At 65.5% G+C, this 21148-nt stretch carries 16 protein-coding genes; 2 read left to right on the top strand and 14 right to left on the bottom strand.

The genetic code is table 11. The annotated features are described in order from the left end of the window. The 3 genes from L2A60_RS12480 to L2A60_RS12490 all read right to left on the bottom strand — a co-directional run. Window positions 1–3846 (bottom strand): beta strand repeat-containing protein (locus L2A60_RS12480; protein WP_235704730.1); only part of this gene is annotated, 3846 nt, incomplete at its 3' end. 28 nt (window positions 3847–3874) lie between these two features. Further along, window positions 3875–5653 (bottom strand): ShlB/FhaC/HecB family hemolysin secretion/activation protein, encoded by a 1779-nt coding sequence (locus L2A60_RS12485; RefSeq protein ID WP_235704731.1) that lies wholly within the window; start codon window positions 5651–5653, stop codon window positions 3875–3877. A gap of 205 nt (window positions 5654–5858) precedes the next feature. Further along, a complete protein-coding gene (locus L2A60_RS12490; RefSeq protein ID WP_235704732.1) occupies window positions 5859–6617 on the bottom strand; it encodes a helix-turn-helix domain-containing protein in 759 nt (252 codons plus the stop codon). A 154-nt stretch (window positions 6618–6771) separates the two neighbouring features. On the opposite strand from L2A60_RS12490, the gene L2A60_RS12495 reads away from it, so the two are divergent. After that, entirely contained in the window at window positions 6772–7584 is an 813-nt protein-coding gene (locus L2A60_RS12495) for a TIGR00282 family metallophosphoesterase (RefSeq protein ID WP_235704733.1), read from the top strand. Here the strand turns inward: L2A60_RS12495 and L2A60_RS12500 are convergent. The 3 genes from L2A60_RS12500 to aroB all read right to left on the bottom strand — a co-directional run bounded on the left by L2A60_RS12500 (window position 7576) and on the right by aroB (window position 11479). Then, window positions 7576–8130 carry a cytochrome b gene (locus L2A60_RS12500; RefSeq protein ID WP_235704734.1) on the bottom strand — a complete coding sequence of 185 codons (555 nt, stop codon included), beginning with the start codon at window positions 8128–8130 and terminating at the stop codon, window positions 7576–7578. The two genes, L2A60_RS12495 and L2A60_RS12500, sit on opposite strands and share 9 nt — an antisense overlap. A gap of 990 nt (window positions 8131–9120) precedes the next feature. After that, window positions 9121–9792, bottom strand: a complete 672-nt coding sequence (locus L2A60_RS12505; RefSeq protein ID WP_235704735.1) for an FMN-binding negative transcriptional regulator — start codon at window positions 9790–9792, stop codon at window positions 9121–9123. Window positions 9793–9817: 25 nt separating this feature from the next. Beyond that, a complete protein-coding gene (gene aroB, locus L2A60_RS12510) occupies window positions 9818–11479 on the bottom strand; it encodes a 3-dehydroquinate synthase (protein ID WP_235704736.1) in 1662 nt (553 codons plus the stop codon). Window positions 11480–11532: 53 nt separating this feature from the next. Between aroB and L2A60_RS12515 the strand changes: the two genes are divergently transcribed. Continuing rightward, window positions 11533–12432: a site-specific tyrosine recombinase XerD gene (locus L2A60_RS12515; RefSeq protein WP_407932550.1), complete on the top strand. Its 900-nt coding sequence runs from the start codon at window positions 11533–11535 to the stop codon at window positions 12430–12432. A 2-nt stretch (window positions 12433–12434) separates the two neighbouring features. On the opposite strand, the gene L2A60_RS12520 is transcribed toward L2A60_RS12515, so the two are convergent. From L2A60_RS12520 to L2A60_RS12555, 8 genes are all read right to left on the bottom strand, one after another. After that, window positions 12435–13274, bottom strand: coding sequence for a nucleotide-binding protein (locus L2A60_RS12520; RefSeq protein ID WP_235704738.1), 840 nt, complete (start codon window positions 13272–13274; stop codon window positions 12435–12437). Then, window positions 13264–14148 carry a flagellar biosynthesis protein FlhF gene (locus tag L2A60_RS12525; RefSeq protein ID WP_235704739.1) on the bottom strand — a complete coding sequence of 295 codons (885 nt, stop codon included), beginning with the start codon at window positions 14146–14148 and terminating at the stop codon, window positions 13264–13266. The genes L2A60_RS12520 and L2A60_RS12525 overlap by 11 nt, the downstream gene beginning before the upstream one ends. Then, on the bottom strand, window positions 14149–16215 hold the full coding sequence (gene flhA / locus L2A60_RS12530; RefSeq protein ID WP_235704775.1) for a flagellar biosynthesis protein FlhA: 2067 nt from the start codon (window positions 16213–16215) through the stop codon (window positions 14149–14151). It abuts the gene before it with no gap. 5 nt (window positions 16216–16220) lie between these two features. Next, entirely contained in the window at window positions 16221–17576 is a 1356-nt protein-coding gene (locus L2A60_RS12535) for a sigma-54-dependent transcriptional regulator (RefSeq protein ID WP_235704740.1), read from the bottom strand. An 8-nt stretch (window positions 17577–17584) separates the two neighbouring features. After that, complete coding sequence (gene fliN, locus L2A60_RS12540; RefSeq protein WP_235704776.1) at window positions 17585–17896, bottom strand: flagellar motor switch protein FliN; 312 nt, start codon at window positions 17894–17896, stop codon at window positions 17585–17587. 61 nt (window positions 17897–17957) lie between these two features. Further along, on the bottom strand, window positions 17958–18965 hold the full coding sequence (locus tag L2A60_RS12545) for a flagellar motor switch protein FliG (RefSeq protein ID WP_235704741.1): 1008 nt from the start codon (window positions 18963–18965) through the stop codon (window positions 17958–17960). Further along, the gene (gene fliF / locus L2A60_RS12550; protein WP_235704742.1) at window positions 18962–20548 is read right to left on the bottom strand and encodes a flagellar basal-body MS-ring/collar protein FliF; all 1587 of its coding nucleotides are present in this window, start codon (window positions 20546–20548) and stop codon (window positions 18962–18964) included. Before fliF ends, L2A60_RS12545 begins: the two co-directional genes overlap by 4 nt. Window positions 20549–20653: 105 nt before the next feature. Next, the gene (locus L2A60_RS12555; protein ID WP_235704777.1) at window positions 20654–21109 is read right to left on the bottom strand and encodes a nucleoside deaminase; all 456 of its coding nucleotides are present in this window, start codon (window positions 21107–21109) and stop codon (window positions 20654–20656) included. Window positions 21110–21148: the final 39 nt, after the last annotated feature.

A 21148-nucleotide genomic window follows, 5' to 3' on the forward strand; every position in this document is an offset into this window, starting at 1 on the left:
GAACGCGATTGTGCCGGGCACGGTGAGGGAACCGGCGATCAGCAGCGGTGTGGCGTCGTTGAAGATGGCGTTGCCGGTTGCGGTGAAATTGCCGAGCGTGGCGATGGCGTTGGCGCCGGTGAGAGACACGGCGGCGGAGGCCGCGCCGATCAGGGTTCCGGCCGAGAGGCCGGCGGTTTCGGAAATTCCCGCCGTGCTTTCGAGATCGAGCGTTTGAGCTGCCGACAGGCTGGCGTCGATGGCGATGCCCGCGCCGTGCAGCACGATGTCCAGGATCGGGAAATCGACCGCGCCGAGCACATCGAGCGAACCGGACAGGCTGTCGCCGATGATCAGGGTGGCTGCCGTGGGTGCGATGGCGGAAAGCAGGGCGGTTGGCAGATCGAATGCGCCGGACGATGAACCGCCGACCGCGATCGCCTTTCCGGCGGTCAACGGTGCCAGGCCGACCGTGCCGTCCGGTGCGATGATCGTGCCGGCGTTCGCAAGTGAAATCGCATCGGCGGTCAGGTCGATCGCGGCGCCAGATGCAACCGACAACGTGCCGCCCAAAGTGAGCGGCGCGCTGTCGGCAAGCCGGATGCCGCCGCCTGCGATAAGGCCGGTGACCGTGCCGATCGCGTTCAGGGAATTGGTCAGGCTGGCAGCACCCGAAAAGCTGCCGGAAAGATCGGTCGCGGCGATCGCGCCGGATCCGCCGAACGACGTGCCGCTCAGCGAGAGCGTGACCGCCTGGAGATCGGCGCTGTTGGCGATCCCGCCCAGGGCCACGATGTCGAGCGTGCCGGCAAAGGACGGCAATGATCCTTCGATGGCGATCGGGCCGGCGGTATAGGTGGTGGCGCCGATGATCATCCGGCCCAGGATGAAATCGGTTTCGCCCGACGCCGCGAGGGCCGTGGCGAAGCTGGGTGCGATGGCGAGTTCGCCCGCCGCGCTGCCGCCGAAATCGATCGGGGTGGAGGGGGTGAACGGTGCCAGGGCGATCGTGCCGGAGGGCGCGGTAAAGCTTGCCCCTGAGTCGATCATTCGATCGGCGATCAGGTCGATCGCGCCACCGGTGCCGACGGAAAGCGCCGAGGACAGGGTGAGTGCCTGCGCGTCGATCAAGGCGATCGACGCCGCGCCGAGCGCGCCGGCGACATTGAGGTCGGTGCCGTCCTGAAGGAGCAGATTGCCGGTCGCGGTGAAGGCGCCGAGCGTGCCTATGGCATTGCCGGTGCTGCCGAACAGCGCGTTGCCGGCGATCGTGCCGTCGCTGGTTAAAGTGCCTGCGGAGATCGTGCCGGTTCCGGTTTCGGTGATGCCCGCCGCGCTGCTCAAGGCGAGCAAACCGGCAATCGAAGCCGCGCCGCCGAAATTGAGGCCATCGCCGATCAAGGTTGCCGATGCGGCGCCGAGCGATCCGGTGATGGCGAGCGGCGTTCCCGGATCGTTCAGGGTGAAATTACCGGAGGCATTGAAAGTGCCGAGCGTGGCGATCGCGTTGCCCGCGTCGCCGAGCAGCACATCGCCGCCGGTGATCGTGCCGCTGTCGCTGGTCAGGGTGCCGGCGGCGATCGCGCCGGCGGTCTGGGTGATGCCGCCGGTGCTGGCGAGGGCCAGAATGCCGGCGACCGAGACCGGCGCGCCAAAGACCAGGCCGTCGCCGATCAGGGTTGCCGATGCGGCGCCGAGCGATCCGGCGATGGCGAGCGGCGTGCCGGTATCGTCCAGCGCGATATTCCCGGAGGCGTTGAAGGCGCCGAGCGTGTCGATCGTGTTGGCGGTGCCGTTGAGCAGGGCATCGCCACCGGTGATCGTGCCACCGTCGCTAGTCAGGGTGCCGGCGGTGATCGCGCCGGCACTGGTCTGGGTGATGCCGCCGGTGCTCGCGAGCGCGAGCGTGTTGGCGACCGAGACCGGTGCGGTGAAATTCAGGCCGGCGCCGATCAGGGTTGCCGACGCGGCATCGAGCGATCCGCCGATGGTGAGCAGGGTACCGGAATCGTTCAGGGTGAAATCGCCCGAGGTGTCGAAGGCGCCGAGCGTGTCGATCGTATTCACGTTGCCGAGCAGCGCATCGCCGCCGATCGACCCGCCGTCCGTGGTCAAGGTGGGTGCGACGATGACGCCGCCGGCCGCCTCGCTGACCGTACTACCCGCGAGCAGCGCGAGTTGCGTGCCGGCCTGGATCTGGGCGCCGATCGCGATCGTGCCGGTCGCGTCGATCTCCAGCGAACCGCCGATATTCATCGAGGCGGTGATCGAAATATCGCCGCCGGAATCGAGGGTCACCGCACTGGCATTGCTCATCGCCACGGCGGATTGCACCGATATCAGCCTGGAGGCATCGAGAATGATCGTGCCGGACAGCGCATCGAGGATCGCGGGATCGATATAGGACGTGCCAGTGTTGGTCAGGCCGATCGTGGTGGTGGTGACGCCGCCGCTGACCGACGAGGTGCTGCCCGCCGCGGCGCCGCTATGGCCGGGTTCGACGAACAGGGTTGCCGGATCGAGCAGGATTTCGCCCGAGGCGCCATGCGGCGAAATCACCGTTTCGGTGCCGGAGAGCGAGACGACCCCGTCGCTCGAGGTTTCGATCGTGCCGCCGCGCAGGCCGCCGTCGCCCTTGGCGGACAGGGCGCCGTCCTGTGTCGTCTGATTCGCCGACAGTACGGTGATGCGGCCGCCGGTGCCCGATCGCGTCGCGTCGGCGGCGATCGTCGCACCCTTGGCGATGGTGACGGTGGCCGCTTTCGGGGCGGATGTGTCGGTGGGACCGGCGATGGCGCGCGCGGCATCGGTGCCCAATGCGACTACCCCGCCGCCCGAATCGCCCGAAGCGTCGATCCGCGCGGTGCTCGCGATGCTGACATTGCCGGTGGCGTCGATGCCGATGGTGCCACCCTGGCTGCCGACCTGGGTGCCGCGCGCGAGCAGATTGCCCGCGACCTGGAGATCGCCGCCGATACCCTGGATGGTGATGCCGCCGCTGGACCGGCCCACGCTGTCGGCCTGGACCACGCCGCGCACGTCGAGCAATTGCTGGATCAGCCCGTCGACCGCGCGGGCGGTGAGGGTGACGGTGCCGCCATCGGCGATGATGGTGCCGGTATTAGTCACCAGGGCATCGACCGTGCGGCCGCCGAGATCGATCTTACGCACCGCGCGCGTCACGTCGATCGAGACCAGCCCGTCGCCGGAAATATCGAGGGTGAAGGCCGAGGCGCCGGCCAGGACCACATGGCCGAGCCGCGCGATGATGACGCCGCGATTGACCACCTGCGGGGCGACGAAGGCGGCGAGCCCGGCCTGTTTCATGGTGATCCGGCCGTCATTGACGATGCGCGCGCCGGGATGGGGCGGGGAGTCGAAATCGAGCTTGCCGGCCATGAAATTCTTGGCCGAAATGCCCGACGTGCTGACCACCAGGCTTTCCGCGTTCACCTGCGAGCCGCGGGTGAACACCACGCCGGACTGGTTCATCAGCACGATCTGGCCGTTGGCGTCGATCCGGCCGGCGATGACCGACGGATCTTCGGAGACCACGCGGTTCAGCGCGATCGCCTGGGCGCTCGGCTGGTTGAAGGTGACGCGCGCGTTCGAGCCGACATTGAAGCTCTGCCAGTCGAGCGCGGCGCGCTGGCTCGACTGGGTGATGGTGGTCGCCCCCGGCGCCTGCGCGATGCTGGCCTGCCCGCCGACCACCCGGCCGCCTTGCGGGGTGGCGTTCGGCGCGGGCATCGGCGGCTGTGCGCGGCCGGAAGGTGCGACGAACAAAGCGGCGGTGAGCGCGGTGGAGGCGAGCAGCAGCCGGCGGCTGCCGGTCGAATGCCGCCGCTCCCGCCGATCCCGTGTCATGTTGCGCCCGTTGTTCATCATTCGTCCATTAATAGCGCGCCAGAACGCCCCAATAAACTGCCGTGCCGGAGAGCGGCGGCACGCCGCTTCCCGCCGGCACCAACTGGGTCACGAAGCGATGCACCGCTTCGATATCGAGTTCGAGCCGGCTGGTCAGGCGGAGCCGCGCACCGCCGCCGAACGAGGCAAGCCGGTGGTCGTTCGGCCGCACATCCGGCGCGAGGTGGCGGTTCTGCCAGGTCTCGCCCCAGTCGTAGAAACTGTAGAACTGGGTGCCAAGATCGAAGCGCCGCCCTAGCAGCGCGAAGGCGATCGGGGTGTTGAGCTGAAGCTCGGCGCTGGCGTAGAGCGCCTTGTCGCCGATCACCTGACCCGAATAATAGCCCTGGGTGATCCGGTTGCCGCCAAGATAGAATTCCTCGGACGAGGGCAGGACATCGGTGGTGAACTGGCCGCCGAACTCGCCCTGCAGGGCGATCGTGGCGCCCTGCCACGGGCTGAACAGGGTCTGGGTGCGCTCGATCGCGGCGTCGAGCTTCCAGAAATCGATCCGTTCGCCGAGTCGTCCGGCATTCACCCGGCCATCCGCCGAGGCGCCCAGGATCGGCAGGCCTTTCGAGACCTCGAGCGAAGCGGTGGTGAGACCGACGCGGTCGCCGCCCGGTGCATCGTCGGTGAAGGCTTCGTTCAGCTCGGCACGCAAAGCGCGGATCGAATCAGTCGTCGTCTCGGTCTCGCCGCCAGAGCCCGATGCGGTCTCGATCAGGTTCTGGATGCCGTCGAAGCTGAGTTTCGCGCTGAGCGACTGGCCGCGCCGGAGCAGCAGCGGATAGCTTGCGTTCACGCCGAACACTTCGAGATAGCCGCGATAGCCGATCTCGCGCAGGATGCCGCCGGGCAGGGGGCGTCCCGCGCCGGCATAGAGGCCGATGCGCAGGCCGCTCGAGCCCACGAAGAAGCTTTCCGAGGCCTGTCCGAAATTATTGGTGCCGCCCGACGTGTGGAACAGCGAAATCTGGGTCTGTTCGCCGAACTTCGTCAGACTGTTGATGTCGAGCACGGCGAGGCCCTCGGCCGGGCCGGTTTCCTTGAAGCCGCGATTATCGGCGGTAATCAGGCCGGAGACCGCCTGATGGCGCACCTCGGCAACCAAAGTGAGCGCGCCGGGGGCCGATGCATTGGGCTGGAGCACCGCGTTGACATCGACGCCGGGGATTTCCTCGGTGAGCAGCAGCCAGTGCTCCAGCGAGGCTTCGCGCACCGGACGCTCATGGGTCAGATGGTCGAGAAAGCGCAGCACCAGCGTGCCGGCCGGGCCGATATCGCGCGAGAGCTTGATCGCCGCGATGTGCCCCTCGGTAACGATGAAGCGCAGATCGCCGGCGGCGTTGATTTCGGCGGAGACGGCGGTGAGCACATAGCCATGGTCGCGATAGAGCGCGACGAGGCGCAGCCGGGCGGCTTCGATGCCGGCGAGCGGCACGGCGGGGCCGACGAGATTGCCGATGGTCGCGTTCAGCGTGACGGCGGGGAAGGCGGTGGCGCCGATCACCGACGTCGAGCGCACCGGAACGCTGGCGTGCGGGACTGTGCCTTCCTTGCCGATCGGGCGGAAATTCGGCAGCGACTGGCCGAGATTCGGTGGTGCTTTTGGCAGAATGTGCGGCAGCGGTGAGGCTTGCGGCACCTGGCGCAGCACGGCGGGCGGTGCGGTCTGGGCGAGGGCAGGGAATGCGGCGCCGATGCCGAACGTGGCCGCGGCGAGTCCACAACCGAGCCAGCTTCGTTCTCGTGGCCTCGTCCGCATTGCAACTCCCGGTTCGGTTCACATCATGATAGCTGAAGATGGCGCAATTATGAAGCGCAGTTAACCGGAATGCAAAGAGTTCAGCGGAAATTCATCGACGGCTGCAATCAGGGGTTGTAAACAATCGAGACGATTTTGGGAGACGGCGTGGTTGAGCGATTTGGTGCTGAAGCGAAAGGCGAATCGCCAACCCTCTCCTGTGCCGCTAGTGGTACGAATCTAACGTTTGGTGCCCACGCCTGACGACTGGTATTATCTCGTCTGGATCCTTGGTCCATCGGAAAGGTTTCGGGTTCTGATTGGCCTGTTTGACGAAGCGGTCATGCCGGCCAAACCACTCGATAACCTTGGGGTGCTTGTGGGTCGCATAGTTGTCGAGCACGACGTGGATCTGCTTATTCGCCGGGACCTGGTTCTCGATGGCGTTGAGGAAGCGGATGAACTCCTGGTGGGTATGGCGCTGCATACACCGACCGATGACGCTGCCTTCGAGCACGTTAAAGGCGGCGAACTGCGGATCGTTGGATAGCTTGAATTGCCGTATCTGATGCGGTCGCAGACCGTGGCTGCGCCAGATACGATGCACCGAACTGACGCTGATTGCACAGACCGCAGCGATGGCGGCCGCCGTCCAATGCGTGGTTTCACCCGGCGGCTCCGTCAATGTCAGCGCCACCACGCGCTCGCTGACCGCGTCACCCAGCGGCGGGATGCGCGACGGGCGGGTCTTATCGACCAGCAGCCCCTCCGTGCCCACTTCCATGAAGCGCTTCTGCCAGCGCCATACGCAGGTCTTGGCCTTGCCCGTGGCGCGCATGATCGCGGCGGTACCCACGCCCTGGGCAGACAGCAGCACGATCTGTGCGCGCCAGACGTGCTTCTGCGGACTGTTCCGATCCCCTATGATCTCGACAAGACGGGCGCGATCGGAAGAACTCAGGCTGAGCGAGATACCGGTGCGCATGCCACAGACTCGCACAATATGAGTTTGGCGGGAATCCCCAACGGACTCTTCCGTCAGGTGTTATCCATTAGCTGGGTCGCATTCTGGTTGCGGCCAAGCCATTGCCCAAACGCCCTCAAGCCCCTACCGGGTCAGCGGTTTGAGGAGCGGGATAATGCGGATTTTGTTTCTGGGCGATGTGATGGGGCGAACCGGGCGTGATTCGGTGGTTGCGGCGTTGCCGAAACTGCGGCGGGAGTTGGCAATCGATGTCGCCGTGGTGAACGGCGAGAACGCCTCGCACGGGTTTGGGCTGGCGCCGGATATGGCGGATGCGATTTTTGCGGCGGGGGCGGATGCGATCACGCTGGGCAATCATTCCTGGGATCGCAAGGAAATTATTCCTTATATCGCGCAGCAAAAGCGGCTGATCCGGCCGGTGAATTTTCCACCGGGGACGCCGGGCGAGGGATCGGTCGATATCACACTTGCCGATGGGCGGCGGGTTCTGATCGTCCAGGCGATGGGGCGGCTGTTCATGGACCCGCTGGATTGCCCGTTCCGGGGCACCGAGGCCGCGCTGGTGCGCACGCGCCTGGGGGTGACGCATCAGGCGATCGTGATCGACTTTCACGGCGAGGCGACCAGCGAGAAAATGGCGTTTGCCAGCGCGTTCGACGGCGCGGCGAGTGCGGTGCTGGGCACCCATACGCATTGCCCGTCGGCCGATCATCAAGTGTTGCCGGGCGGCACGGCATTCATGTCCGATATCGGCATGTGCGGCGATTACGACAGCGTGATCGGCATGGCGAAGGCGCCGGCGATCGCGCGCTTCACCCGCAAGATGCCCGGCGAGCGGCTGCACCCCGCCGAGGGCGAGGCGACGGTCTGCGGAGCGTTCATCGAGACCGATCCGACGGGCCGCGCTCTGCGGATCGAGCCGATTCGCATGGGCGGGCGGTTGTCGCAGGTGATGCCGTCAGTTTGAGGCCCGCTTTGGCAGCATCCGATGCAGAACTTTGTGGCCGCGCCGGTGATGCCGGGCCACCGCGCCGACATGGATCGCGACCAGCGCGATCAGCGCGATCCCGCCCCAGAAATGCAGGAAGGCGAAATCGTGGTGGATCGCCGGGTTTTTGCCGACGAATTGAGGCAATGCGAAGACGCCGAACCAGGTGACCGTGCGCCCCGCGCCCTCCATGAACAGAACGCCGAAAACCGGCATCGCCAGGATCAGCGCGTAGAGGCTCCAATGGCCGAGCGCGGCGAGAATGTGCTCGTGCCGTGGAATGGCGTCGGGCAAGGGCGGCGGCGTGCGGCGCCAGCGGTAGAGCAGGCGCAAAGCCATCAGGGCGAAGATGGTCAGTCCCGCACCGATATGCAGGAAGGCGATGATGAGGCGCGTCGGCTTCGCGACCAGATTGTAGTGAATGACCAGGCCAGCGACGATCAGCCCGATCACCGCGACGGCGATGATCCAATGCAGTATTTGTGCCGCGGGACGGTAGCGCAGCTCGCTAAGGCTGGGTTCCATGATCGGCAATATCCTTCGGTTTTGCGCGGGCGAGATAACAAGAGGATGATGGCGGGTCGATGGCAGTTTTGTTACGATTTTCATCCGTGCCACTGATGACGAATTGGCGAATCGGGATGCTGGCGGGCCACGCGGATTGGAGCGTGGATGCGCGTAAGCGGTGGATGACGCTGGCGCGGCGCCGTGCTGGGCACTGGCATGTCACGGCGCCCGAACCGGTCGGCGAGCCATCCAACCTGATCGAACGGCTTCTTGTTCGGGCAGGGAATGCGCCTGTCGGGTTCGGCGTCGATTTCCCGCTCGGCCTGCCGCGCTTCTATGCCACCCGTGCCGGAATCGGAGATTTTCGCGCCTGGCTGCGAGGACTCGATCCCGCATCCCCGTTCTTCGCACCTTGCGCGAGTTTGGGCGAGGTGGGGCTGGAGCGGCCGTTCTATCCAAAATCGAGCATTGCCGGAGCTGGCCAGATGGCGCTTCTGGCCGAGCGGCTTGGGCTGAGCGGGGCGGATGCGCTGCGGCGCGATGTGGACTGGCCGACGGCGCGCCGGCCTGGCGCAGCCCCCTTGTTCTGGACCATGGGGGCGAATCAATGCGGTAAGGCCGGGCTTGCGGCCTGGCGCGACTGTCTGCTGCCGGCGATGCGGGCTGGGTTGCCGCTCGATCTCTGGCCCTATGCGGGGCGGTTCGTCGATGTGCTGGCAGGCGGACGGATCGTGCTCGCCGAGACCTATCCGGCCGAGGCGATGGTTCAGCTCGGGATTCCGCGCCTTGGCAGCAAGCGGCGGCAGGCCGATCGCGCGGGGCTAGCGCCGGCGATCGGAACAGCCATGGTGCGACTGGGGGCGGTGGCCGATGACGGATTGGCCGCCATGCTGGACAACGGATTCGGCGCGGCGCCGGACGGCGAGGATCGGTTCGACAGCCTCCTCGGCGCATTGAACGTGATCGCGGTGATCGACGGGGCGCCGGATGGGGTGCCGGATGACCCGGTTATTCGCGCCGTTGAGGGATGGGTTCTGGGCCAGGTCGATCCGCCGCGTTTTCCAATCCCAGCATCAGATCGGCCGGCTCCGTTTGGCCCGCCGCCTCGAGTGCGGCGATCACGCCGCGCCGATCCGCTTCCGGCCGGTTCTGGCTGAGCTTTCGCTTGGCGACGATGCGGGTGATCGTGACCACCACGCCGACGATGCCCTTGAGCTGAGACGCGATGTAATCCGGCGGGGCGTCCTCGACATGCCAGGGCCTGGCTTCCGCGGCTTCGTGACGATCGGTCAGGCGCGAGACGATCGCGCGTAAGGGTTCGGCCGCTTCGATGATCTCGACCGTGCCGTAGGCATGTACCGCCTCGTAATTCCAGGTCGGCACCACGCGGCCGGTCTCGCGCTTGGTCGCATACCAGTTGGGCGAGACGTAGAAATCATGCGCCTGGAAAATCGCCATCGCGGCAGCACCCGCACGCAGCGCGTGCCATTGCGGATTGGCGCGGGCGACATGGCCGATCAACCGTCCATGCGGCGCGGGTTCGGCATCGTGGATCAGCGGCAGATGGGTTGCGATCAATCCGGCATCGCCCGCACTGACCAGAATCGGCAGGCGTGCTGAGCGCATGATCGCGACGATCTCGGCTTGATCGTTTTCGCGGAAGGCGGGCGGTGTGTACATAGACCGGATATAGTGCGGTTTCCGATCAGGCGGAACCACAGGCGCGCAAGGTTTCGCGCACCGCGTCCTCCGGGACATCGCGGCTGGTGAAGGCACCGCCGATACCGCGCGCGAGCACGAAGGCGAGCTTGCCGTCGCGCATTTTCTTGTCGCGCTGCATATGGGCGAGCAGCGCCTCGGCGGCCCAGCCGGGGATCGCGTCCGGCAGGCCGATCCGGGCGAGATGGGCGGCGATGCGCGGCGCCAGGGCAGGATCGCAATGGCCGAGCCGCGCCGACAGATCGAAGGCGCAGACGAGGCCGATCGCCACCGCCTCGCCATGGAGCAGGGCGGTGCCGTAGCCGGTTTCGGCCTCGAACGCGTGGGCGAAACTATGGCCGAGATTGAGCAAAGCGCGGCCATCCTGTCTGGCCTCCTCGCGCGGATCGGCGGCGACGATTGCCGCCTTGAACGCGACCGCGCGGGCGATCGCTTCCTCGGCGAGCGAGCGGTCGCCGGCGAGCAGCGCCGCGCCATTGGCCTCGCACCAGTCGTAAAGCGCGGCATCGGCGATCAGTCCGGCCTTGACGATTTCGGCATAACCGGCGGCCGCTTCGCGGCGCGGGAGGGTTGCGAGCGTATCGGTGTCGATGACCACGAGGCGCGGTTGGTGGAACGCGCCGATCAGGTTCTTGCCGTGACTCGAGTTGATTCCAGTCTTGCCGCCGACGCTGGAATCGACTTGGGCGAGCAGTGAGGTGGGGGTTTGCGCGAAAGGCAGGCCGCGCAGCACGGAGGCGGCGGCAAAGCCCGCGAGATCGCCGATCACGCCGCCGCCGAGCGCGATGATCGCGGTCTGCCGCTCGGGTTTCAGCGCGAGAATGTCTTCGACGAGCGATGCAAACCGGCCGAGGCTTTTCGCGCTTTCGCCGGGCGGGATGATGAGCGTGTCATGGGTGAAACCGGCATCGTCGAGCGAGGCGGTGAAGCGGGCGAGATGATGCCGGGCGACGTGATCATCGGTCACCACGATCGCCCGCTTCTGCGGCAGGGCAGCGGCGAGACGTGCGCCGGCGCCGGACAGAAGGTTGTGCCCGACCACCACGTCGTAGCCGGCACCCGGCAGATCGACCCGGATGGTGCGCGGCGGTGCGTGGTTCTGGATTACGGCGAGCGCGGCGTCTGTCGTCATGTCGGGCGGGTCCTCGGTGCTGTCGACGATGAGGTCGGCTTCGGCATAGACCGGGCTGCGCAGGGCCGAAAGCCGGGTCAGCACGGTTTCAGGATCGGCTTCGTTGAGCAAGGGCCGGTGGGTTCGTCCGAGAACGCGGTTCAGCAGGATCGGGATAGGGGCGCGCAGCCAGACCGAAAGCGCGCGCGTGCGGATGACGGCGCGGGTTTCGGGGTCCATGAAAGCGCCGCCCCCAGTCGCGAGCACGATAGGGGAGCCCGAGAGCAGCCGGGCGATGACCCGCCGTTCGCCGGCGCGGAAATACGCTTCGCCGTGCTTGGCAAAGATTTCCGTCACCGTCAGGTCCGATGCGGCCTCGATCTCAAGGTCGGAATCGTGGAAGGGCAAGCCGAGTCGGGCGGCGAGACGCTTGCCGATCGCCGATTTTCCGGCACCCATCAGGCCGACCAGGACGATGCTGGTCCTTTCCGAGGCGTCGGTCTGCGATGGGGGTGCGATGTCGATCTTGCCCGGCATGATGGGCGCGACTTACCACACTTGCAGGATGACGATAGATTGGCCTGATGGCGATGGAACGGCATGTCGAGGCTTTTCTGGAATCCATGGTCGCCGAGCGCGGGGCGGCGCGCAATACGATTTTGGCCTATCAAGCCGATCTTGAGGCGTTCGTGGCGTTTTGCGGCGCGCGCGGTAAGCGGCCCGCGCAAGCCGGTGCGGCGCTGGTGACGGATTATCTCGCCGGCCTCGCGGCGGAAGGATTGTCGGCCCGCACCCAGGCCCGGCGGTTATCCGCGCTGCGGCAGTTCTTTCGGTTCCTGCTCCGGGACGGCCAGCGCGACGATGATCCGACTGCGTTGTCGGTATCGCCGAAATTGCCGGAAAACCTGCCGAAATTCCTCGGCGAGTCGGAAGTGGATGCGCTGCTGGCGGCTGCCTCCGACATGCCTGGCGCGAGCGGTTGGTCGGCACGCGCCGGGCTTGAGATTCTCTATGCAACCGGCATGCGGGTTTCCGAACTGCTCGCCTTGCCGGCGGCGTCGCTGTCGGGCGACGCGGTGCTGCTGCTGATCAAGGGCAAGGGGGGACGGGAGCGGATCGTGCCGCTGTCCGAGGCGGCGCGGCAGGCGGCAAGCGCGCTGCGGGCCAGTCATCGGAAAGGCACGCGTTTTCTGTTTCCCGGCCGCAACCGGTCCGCCGCGATGACGCGCCAGGGTTTTGCCTTGCTCCTCAAGCGGGTCGCGCTGCGTGCCGGGATCGATCCCGCGCGGCTGTCGCCCCATGTGCTGCGCCACTCCTTCGCCTCGCATCTGCTGGCGCGCGGAGCGGATCTGCGCAGCTTGCAGATGCTGCTCGGCCATGCGGATATCGCGACCACGCAAATCTATACCCATGTGCTCGCCGAACGGCTGCAAAGGCTTGTGGAAACGCATCATCCGCTCGCGCAAAAGCCCGACAGCCACAGTCCCTGAGATCAACGAGCGATCAGCCGGCGGGCGATCGCTCGAACGCTGTCGGCCGCCGCCGATTGGGGAAATTGCGCAAGCAGCAGCTTTTGCCCGCGAATCGCCTCGTTGACGGACTGGTCCCGTTCGATCGTGCCAAGCAGCGGCGGATCGAGCCGCAGAAATCCGCGCGCCGCCTTGGCGAGCGCCGCATGGGCTCGTTTCGCGGAGGTTTCCGAATTCGTCTGGTTGACGACGATCCGCGCATCCACCGGCAACCCGAAAGCGGTTCTGTCATGTTTGAGCAGTTTCAGAACCGCGTAGGCATCGGTCAGGCTTGCCGGGTCTTCGGTGATGACCAGGATCACGGTGTCGGCCAGGGCGGACAGATGACGCATCGTCCGTTCGACTCCGGTACCGAGATCGAACAGAATCAGGTCGTACTCGCCGGCGGAGTCGATAAGCCGCTCCAGCAGGAGATTGATCGCGTTTGGTGTCGTATCGGCGAAGGCACCGGAGCCGGACTGTCCGGCGATCAAATCGAATCCGCCGGCCTCGATCGGGAAGATGCAGTCTCGTAACGGGATCTCCTGGCGCAACACGGCGCCGAGATCGACACCAGGAAGATGGCCGAGCTGGATATCAGCATTCGCAAGACCGAAATCGGCATCGACCACGAGCACCCGTCGCCGTCGTCCGCTCAGCGCATGGGCAATCGTGAGGCTCAGCCAGGTTTTGCCGACGCCGCCCTTGCCCGAGGCGATGGCGATCAGTCGTGGTCGCTTGAGTGCCGCCGGATGCCCATTTTTCGTCCGGCCGAGGTGGCGCATCGTGATTTGCGGTGTGGATGCAACGATCTCAGGCTGCATGGGATGGGATATCCTTTTGTTGCCGCTCAAGAAGCCGCGCGGCCAGGAAGCATGGTGTCAGGGATTCCAGCCCGTCGGCGACGCGACCGGAGATGCCGGCTTCCAGGAGAGTAAGTGGCGCGGCATCGGCGGCAGCGACCATTCCACCGAGCCGGCGCGACAGATCGAGTTTGCTCGGGATCAGCGCGGTGGCACCGGCGCCGTGAAACCGCTCGGCGATTTCCCCGCTCTCAGCCGGATCGAGGCCGGCCGGCAGAATCAGAACCGCGGAGCCCGAGACGGCATCAGTCATATGGCGCAGTAGGGCCATGTCGTCATCGCAGAATGGGTTCATGCCCGGAAGATCGATCAACACCGGGCGCCGCGAAGGACGCCGAAGCTTTCGGGTCGATGGCTTTCTCGCGACCGTCGCATCGACGAACTCGGCCCGAAGAACCCGGCTCAGTGCGGCAAGCTGGGCGGAGGCGCCGGCACGATTTCGATCGGCATTGACCAAGGTTGGTTTGATGCCGTCGCGGACCAGACGCGTGGCGAGTTTCGCTGTCGTGAGGGTTTTGCCGGCCCCAGGGGGACCTGCGAGCAGGAGCGGGCGATCGAATCCGATAGAGCCGAAACGGAACGACGCAGCCAGTGCCGTGTCAGGGCTTTGATCGGCCCATCTTGCGGCGAGTCGCCGCGGCACCCGGTGAAATGCCAGGGCATTGCGCCAAGCTTCGCCTGTATCCTTTGTTTGCTCGGGATCGATCGCGACGGTGAGTTCGATGATGTCGTCGATTTTGCGGTTGCCGAGAATCAGGGCGTCCGGGCCCATCAGCCGGTGCGCTTCGGCGAGTGCCTGGCGCATCGATGCCGCCCGGATCAGTTTGATCTTCATCTAGATGGCTCCAACGGTTCGGATGCGCGCGCGTGGAAACACTTCGGTCTGAGCGAGCACGGGCATGGATGGCTGCATGCGTTCGATGATTGACCTGATATGTGCCCGCAGCGGCGCACTGGTCAGCAGCACGGGAGATTCGCCGTCCGCGGCAGCGGATTCGAAAACCTGCGTGAGCCGGCGCATGAAATCGGCGAGACGGGACGGCGGCAAAACGAGCTGCCGCGCCTCCGGCGGCCCGGCCAGCGCTTCCTCGAGTTCGGTTTCCCATTCCGGCCCGATGACGACCAGCGGCAGATAGCCGCCTGCCCCGATATGCGCGTCGGTCAGTTGCCGGGCGAGGCGCATGCGCACATGGGCGGCGATGGCCGGGATGGCGCGAATCTGCATGGCGCAGGATTCGTGAATGCCTTCGAGGATGGTCGGCAGATCGCGGATCGACACACGCTCGGTCAGTAAGGATTGCAGCACGCGCTGCACGCCGCCCACGGTGAATTGGGTGGGAATCAGATCGGAGACGAGGCGTTGATGTTCGCGCGGCAGATCGTCGAGCAGTTTCTGCGTTTCCGCGAAGGATAGAAGTTCTGCCATGTTCTCCTTGACGATTTCGGTCAGATGCGTGGTGAGCACGCTTGCCGGATCAACAACGGTGCAGCCTTTCGCGCGTGCGGTTTCACGGTCCGCTGGATCGATCCAGGCCGCGGGCAGGCCGAAAGCCGGTTCGGTAGTGCGTTCGCCCGGCAGATCGGGAAGAGTGCCGGCCGCGGTCATCGCGAGCAGGCGCGTCGCCTGCAACTGACCTGAGCCAGCCTCGATTTCCTTGATCCTGATTGTGTAGCGATCCGCCGCGAGCTGCATATTGTCCTGGATGCGAACCGGCGGCAGAATGAAGCCCATTTCGGCGGCGATCGCTCGGCGCAGCGACTTGATCTGTTCGGTAAGCCGCGGCGTGTCGCCGCCGGCGAGGATCAGCAATCCGTAGCCGAGTTCGAGCCTGATCTGGTCGATTTTCAGAACATCGGTGATCGGCGGTTCGGCCGGCATCGTGAGTTCGGGTTCGATCGCCCGATCGATATGCGGTGGATGGCGCCAGCGGTGCCAGGATGCCCAGCCCGCGAGGATCGAGAGCGTGGCGAAGGGCAGGAACGGCAGGCCGGGGGCGAGAGCCAGGCATAATGCAGCACAAGATGCGATCCCGAGTGGTTTCGCCGAGCGGCCGAGTTGCCCGACCAAGGCGGAGTCCGTGCTGCCTTCGGCGCTTCCCTTAGTGACGACGACGCCGGCGGCAACCGAGACGAGCAGGGACGGAATCTGCGAGACCAGCCCTTCGCCGATCGATAATGTGGTGAAGGCCGCCGCGGCATCGTGGACGCTCATGCCTTTCTGGACGACACCGATGACGAACCCGCCGACGATATTGATCGAGGTGATGATCAGGGCCGCCACGGCATCGCCGCGGACGAATTTCGCCGCACCGTCCATCGCGCCGTAGAACACGCTTTCATGCTCGAGTTCGGCGCGTTTGCGCCGCGCGGTGGCCTCGTCGATGGCGCCGGTGTTCAACTCGGCATCGATCGCCATCTGTTTGCCGGGAATCGCATCGAGGGTGAAGCGCGCGGCGACTTCGGCGATTCGGGTCGAGCCCTTGGTGATGACGATGAAGTTCACCACGAGAAGAATCGCGAAGACGATCAGCCCGATCAGCAGATCGCCGCCCATCAGGAAGCCGCCGAACGCCGCGATGACATGGCCGGCGGCGTCGGTTCCCTCGTTGCCGTGCGACAGGATCTGGCGGGTCGCCGCGACGTCGAGCGACAGCCGGAGCAGGGTCGTCAGCAGCAGGACGCTCGGAAAACTGGTGAAGTCGATCGGCCGGCGGATGAACAGCGACACCATCAGCACGAGAATGCCGATGGTGAAGGACAGCGCCAATCCGGCATCCAGCATGAACGGCGGCAGCGGAACGATGAGCACGGTGATGATGAACACCACCCCGATCGCGAGCCCGATATCGGTTCCGGGCTGGAAATTCTTGAGCCGCCGGCTGATGTCCTGCCACGGGTTCATCGCGTTCACGCCGCCACGCCATTATGCGGCGCCGGGATGATCGCGCCGTGGGCGGCATAATCGCGCAGCTTGTTGCGCAGGGCGCGGATCGAAATGCCGAGGATGGTCGCCGCGTGGGTACGGTTGCCGAGGCAATGGTTGAGGGTCTCGATGATCAGTGCCTGTTCGACGTCCTCGACGCGTCGGCCGACGAGGGACACGATCCCTGATGCGGGGTTGGTTTGAACCGCGTCTTTGGAGAGCGAGGAGTTTGCCGAGCCGGAACCCTGAAATTCGATGTCGGCGATCCCGATGCGGTCATTCCCGGTGAGCAGCACCGCGCGATGCATGGCGTTTTCCAGCTCGCGCACATTGCCGCGCCACGGATGTTCGGCGAGTCGGGCGAGTGCGGCTTCGGTCAGGCGCTTCGGTCCGGCATCGTTGAGTGCGGCGTAATGATCGACGAAGTGCTGGGCGAGGGGAGCGATATCGTCTCTGCGGTGGCGGAGCGGCGGAATATGCAGGGCGACGACGTTGAGGCGGAAGAACAGATCTTCGCGAAACTGCCCGGCATCGATGCTTGCCGCGAGATCGCGATTGGTCGCGGCGAGAATCCGCACGTCCACCGGAACCGGATGATCGCCGCCCAGCCGATCGATCGTGCGTTCCTGGAGCGCGCGCAGGAGTTTGGCCTGAAGTTTGGCATCCATCTCGGCGATTTCGTCGAGCAGAAGCGTGCCGCGATGAGCCGCCTCGAACTTGCCCTGACGCCTTGCGAGAGCACCTGAGAACGCACCCTTTTCGTGGCCGAACAGCTCGGATTCCAGAAGCGTTTCGGGGATTGCCGCGCAGTTCAATGCGACGAAGGGACCGCGCGCGCGCCGTGACCGCGCATGGATGAACCGCGCCAGCACTTCCTTGCCGGTGCCGCTTTCGCCAGTGATCAGCATGGTGGCGTTCGATTGCGCGACCTGCTCGGCTTTCGCGAGCAACACGCGCATCGCGGCATCGCAGGCGACGATTTGCGAAGGCTGCTCCGCCGAGACGGCGGCCAGAATGGCGGCGATCAGCTCGGCGTCCGGCGGGAGAGGCAGATATTCGCGGGCCCCGGCGCGAATTGCCGCGAGCGCGCCTTTTTCGTCATTCTGGGCACCCGCCGCGACCACGGCGATGGTGAATCGCTCGGTGGCGAGTTGAGCCATCAGCGCGGGAATGTCGTGGGCGACATCGCAAATGATCAGGTCGATGACGGCTGCCTGGCGCAGCAAACGCAGTGCCGTTTCGATCGTTTCGGCATGGTCGAGGATCGCGCCGCGCGCCACCGCGATGCGGGCGGCGACGCCGAGTTCCCCCGAGAGCGAACCGATGATGAGGATGCGCATCGCTATGGTCAGCCGTTCCGGTCCGATTTCACGATTTCGGTCATTGTGATGCCGAGCCTGGTATCGTCGATCATCACGACCTCGCCGCGGGCAACCAGCCGGTTGTTGACGAAAACGTCGATCGGGTCGCCGACCTTGCGGTCGAGTTCGACGACGGCGCCGCGTCCGAGCTTCAGCAACTGGCTGACCTGCATGGTGGAACGGCCGAGCACGGCGCTGACCAGAACGGGAATATCATAGACCGCTTCAAGATCGCGCGGCGGTCGCGAGGTTTGCGGCTCGGCATCGGAAGGACGCGCGGCAGGTTGGCTGAACGGCACCGCGGTCAGCCCGGACGGTGCCGCTCCAACCGATACCGTCCCATCTGGCGTCAATGATGTGTCAGATAACAAATTCGTCGTCCTTTCCTGAACCGATTTCGATTTCACCCTGTGCGGCGAGTTCCTTGGCGGTTGCCACAATGGCAAGCTGCGCGGCATCGACATCGCGCAGCCGGACCGGTCCGAGTGCGTCGATATCGTCGCGCAGCATTTTGCCGGCGCGTTCCGAGAGGTTGCAGAGGAACAGGTCACGGATTTTGTCCGAGGCGCCCTTCAGTGCGAGCGGCAGTTTTTCCTTCTCGACCGCGCGCAGCAGGATCTGGACATCCTGTGGCGCGAGGCGGGTGAGATCGTCGAAGGTGAACATCAGCGATTTGATGCGGCTTGCGGCATCCTGATTTCGTGTCTCCAGCCCCGCGATCAGCCGCGCCTCGACGCCACGATCGAAGGCGTTGAAAATCTCGGCCAATTTCTGGTGCGGGTCGCGTTGCGAGCTTGAGGCAAGATTGGCCATGAAGTCGGCTTTGAGGGTCCGCTCGACATCGTCGATCGCTTCGCGTTGGATACCCTCCATCACGAGCATGCGCTCGACGATGTCGAGCGCCAGGGATTCCGGGAAGCGCGCGATCACCCGTGCGGCGTGCTCGGCGCCGACGCGCGACAGGACAAGTGCCGCGGTTTGTGGATGTTCCTGCAGCAGATAGTCGCAAAGGACGGATTCGTTGACTTTGCCGAGCTTGTCCCAGATCGTTTTGCCTGACGGACCATGGAGATCTTCGAGAAGCTGGCTTGCGCGCTCGGCGGGAATGGTTTTGCGGACCAGTCGCTCTGCGGCCTCCGCCGAACCGGCGACCGAGCCGGTCCGGTTGAGGCGGACAGCGAAATCGGCGCAGAGCTGTTCGACGGTCTCGGGGCGCACCGTGCCGAGACTGGCCATAGCGCGTGAAACCTCGCGGATCTCGTCGTCCTTCAGCAAAGCGAGTAGTTTGCCGCCCTGGTCCTCGCCGAGGGCGAGCATCAGGATCGCGGTTCGCACGGCACCGTGCAGGTGATCGATGCTATCGCTCACCGTGCACCTTCATGGCTCAGCCAGCCGCGGATCACGGCAAGAGTTGCCTCGGGATTCCGGTCGACCAGATCGGCGATCGCACGGATCGGGCTATGGTCCGTTTCGGCACCGGGCCCGGCGATGGCGTCACGAGAATCGGCTCCGATCGCACTGGCGCCGGCCTCGCCATCCATGGTCCCGATCATGGTATTGCCCGGTGTGGTGAGGCGGCTGACGATCGGGCGGAAGACGAAAAACAAAGCGGCGAGTCCGACAAGGCCGGTAATCACGATGCGCAGCAGCGGCACCAGCAGCCCGCTGTTCATGAAGCGGCCGATCAACGAGGTTTTGGGCGCGCTTAGGATCGCGTCCGGGTTGACGAAGTGCATCGACTGGATATCCACCACGTCGCCGCGTGTCTTGTCATATCCGATGGCCGTTTCGACAAGTTTTTTGATTCGCGCGATCGCCCTGGCCGAGCGCGGCTGCCAGACCGGTTTGCCGTTTTTGCCGCGCGATTGGGTGCCGTCGAGCAGAACGGCGACACTGATTCGGGTGATCTGCGGCGTCGCGTGGACGATGCGCTTCACCGTCTGGCTGATTTCGTAATTCGTCGTCTGGTTCGAATGCGAGCGGGTTTCGAGCCGCTTCGGGTTCGCCTTGCCGGTGGAGGCGCCGGGCAGGTTGTTGGCGACCGAGACCGTATCGTTGCGGCTGGTCGTGCGCGAGGATTTGGTGCGGCTTTGCCGCTGGCTGCGGACGACTTGGCCGTTCGGATCATAGACGGTCGATGTCTGGGCGGTCCGGTCGAAATCCATCGAGACGGAGGTGACCACGCGCACCTGATTGGGCCCGATGGCGGCGTCGAGCATCGAGCGGACGGCGTCGGACAGATGGTGCTCGGTCGCGCGCTTGATCGCGGCATCCCGCGCATTCAGCATCGCGCTGTCGCCGCGTCCGGCCTGGGCCAGCAATTCGCCGCGATTATCGGCGATCGAGATGTTGCCGGGTTTCAGCTCCGGCACCGCCGAGGCGACGAGGTTGAGGATGGCGTCGACGCTTTCCCGGTCGATCGGCGCCGCGCCGGCGAGCGACAGCATCACGCTCGCGCGTGCCGGCTCGGTGCGCAGGCTGAAATCCTCGCGCCTCGGCAGCACCACCTGCACCCTGGCGGCGCGAATTCCCTGGATCAGCTCGATGGTGCGTTCGAGTTCGCCGTCGATCGCGCGGGTTTCGTCGATCTGATCGAGAAAATCCGATCCGGTCAGCGGATTCTGATGGTCGAAAATGGCGAAACCCTGGGAGGTGCCGGCCGGCAGATCGTGCCGGGCGAGCAGCAGCCTCGCGGCGTCCAGTTCGGGCTGGGCGACCAGGATGCTATGGCCCTGCTCGCCGACCCGATATCGGATATGGGCGGATTTCAGGGTGGCCGCGATGTTCGCCGCGTCCTTGAGTCCGAGGCCGGAATAGAGCGTTGCGTTCGCGCCAGGGCCGCCGCCGAGCATGAGCATGGCCATCAGGCCCAGAACCGCTGCGGCGACAACACCCATCGCGCCCAGCTTGACCGGCCCCAAAGCACGGAGATTTTCGAGCAGCCTGTTCATTTCGAGCGGGAACCGGCTGACGGGGCGGTAAGCGGCATGGGGTCATCCTGCTGTCGCGACGATTTTGTCGCACGGCAAGAATGACCGACACGGGTAAGGATTCGGTTAACGCCCGGCAGAATTTGCCGGGTCGCGACGGTTTTCGAAGAAATCGCGCAGAATCGCGGCGCTTTCGCGCTCATCGACCCCGCCGATTACCTCCGGCCTATGGTGGCAGGTAGCGTGATCGAATACACGCGGTCCATGCTCGACGCCGCCCGATTTCGGATCGTAGGCGCCGAAGACCAGCCGCTTGATACGAAACAGGGCGATGGCGGCGGCGCAGAGCGGGCAGGGCTCCAGCGTGACGGTCAGCGTGCAATCGACAAGATATTTTTCGCCCCGCCGGGCGGCGGCGGCGCGCAGGGCGAGCAGTTCGGCGTGGGCGGTGGCGTCGTGTCGTGCCTCTACCGCATTGCTGGCGGTGGCAAGCACGGCGCCTGCGCCATCGGTCACGACCGCGCCCACCGGTACTTCGCCGCACTCGGCGGCCTTGCGGGCTTCGTTCAGGGCGCGCTGCATCGGCGTCATGCGCCTCTCTTGCCTTGGCGGGGGTTGCAG

It is taken from the genome of Acidiphilium iwatense (assembly GCF_021556475.1).
Taxonomy (GTDB): domain Bacteria; phylum Pseudomonadota; class Alphaproteobacteria; order Acetobacterales; family Acetobacteraceae; genus Acidiphilium; species Acidiphilium iwatense.

Excerpts from the sequence above, each read along its gene's own strand:
- L2A60_RS12525 (WP_235704739.1), bottom strand. The coding sequence starts at position 14,148 with ATGAAGATCAAACTGATCCGGGCGGCATCGATGCGCCAGGCACTCGCC.
- L2A60_RS12520 (WP_235704738.1), bottom strand. The coding sequence starts at position 13,274 with ATGCAGCCTGAGATCGTTGCATCCACACCGCAAATCACGATGCGCCAC.
- flhA (WP_235704775.1), bottom strand. The coding sequence starts at position 16,215 with ATGAACCCGTGGCAGGACATCAGCCGGCGGCTCAAGAATTTCCAGCCC.
- L2A60_RS12515 (WP_407932550.1), top strand. The coding sequence starts at position 11,533 with ATGGAACGGCATGTCGAGGCTTTTCTGGAATCCATGGTCGCCGAGCGC.
- L2A60_RS12555 (WP_235704777.1), bottom strand. The coding sequence starts at position 21,109 with ATGCAGCGCGCCCTGAACGAAGCCCGCAAGGCCGCCGAGTGCGGCGAA.
- L2A60_RS12495 (WP_235704733.1), top strand. The coding sequence starts at position 6,772 with ATGCGGATTTTGTTTCTGGGCGATGTGATGGGGCGAACCGGGCGTGAT.
- L2A60_RS12535 (WP_235704740.1), bottom strand. The coding sequence starts at position 17,576 with ATGCGCATCCTCATCATCGGTTCGCTCTCGGGGGAACTCGGCGTCGCC.
- L2A60_RS12500 (WP_235704734.1), bottom strand. The coding sequence starts at position 8,130 with ATGGAACCCAGCCTTAGCGAGCTGCGCTACCGTCCCGCGGCACAAATA.
- aroB (WP_235704736.1), bottom strand. The coding sequence starts at position 11,479 with ATGCCGGGCAAGATCGACATCGCACCCCCATCGCAGACCGACGCCTCG.
- L2A60_RS12505 (WP_235704735.1), bottom strand. The coding sequence starts at position 9,792 with ATGTACACACCGCCCGCCTTCCGCGAAAACGATCAAGCCGAGATCGTC.
- L2A60_RS12490 (WP_235704732.1), bottom strand. The coding sequence starts at position 6,617 with ATGCGCACCGGTATCTCGCTCAGCCTGAGTTCTTCCGATCGCGCCCGT.
- L2A60_RS12485 (WP_235704731.1), bottom strand. The coding sequence starts at position 5,653 with ATGCGGACGAGGCCACGAGAACGAAGCTGGCTCGGTTGTGGACTCGCC.
- fliF (WP_235704742.1), bottom strand. The coding sequence starts at position 20,548 with ATGAACAGGCTGCTCGAAAATCTCCGTGCTTTGGGGCCGGTCAAGCTG.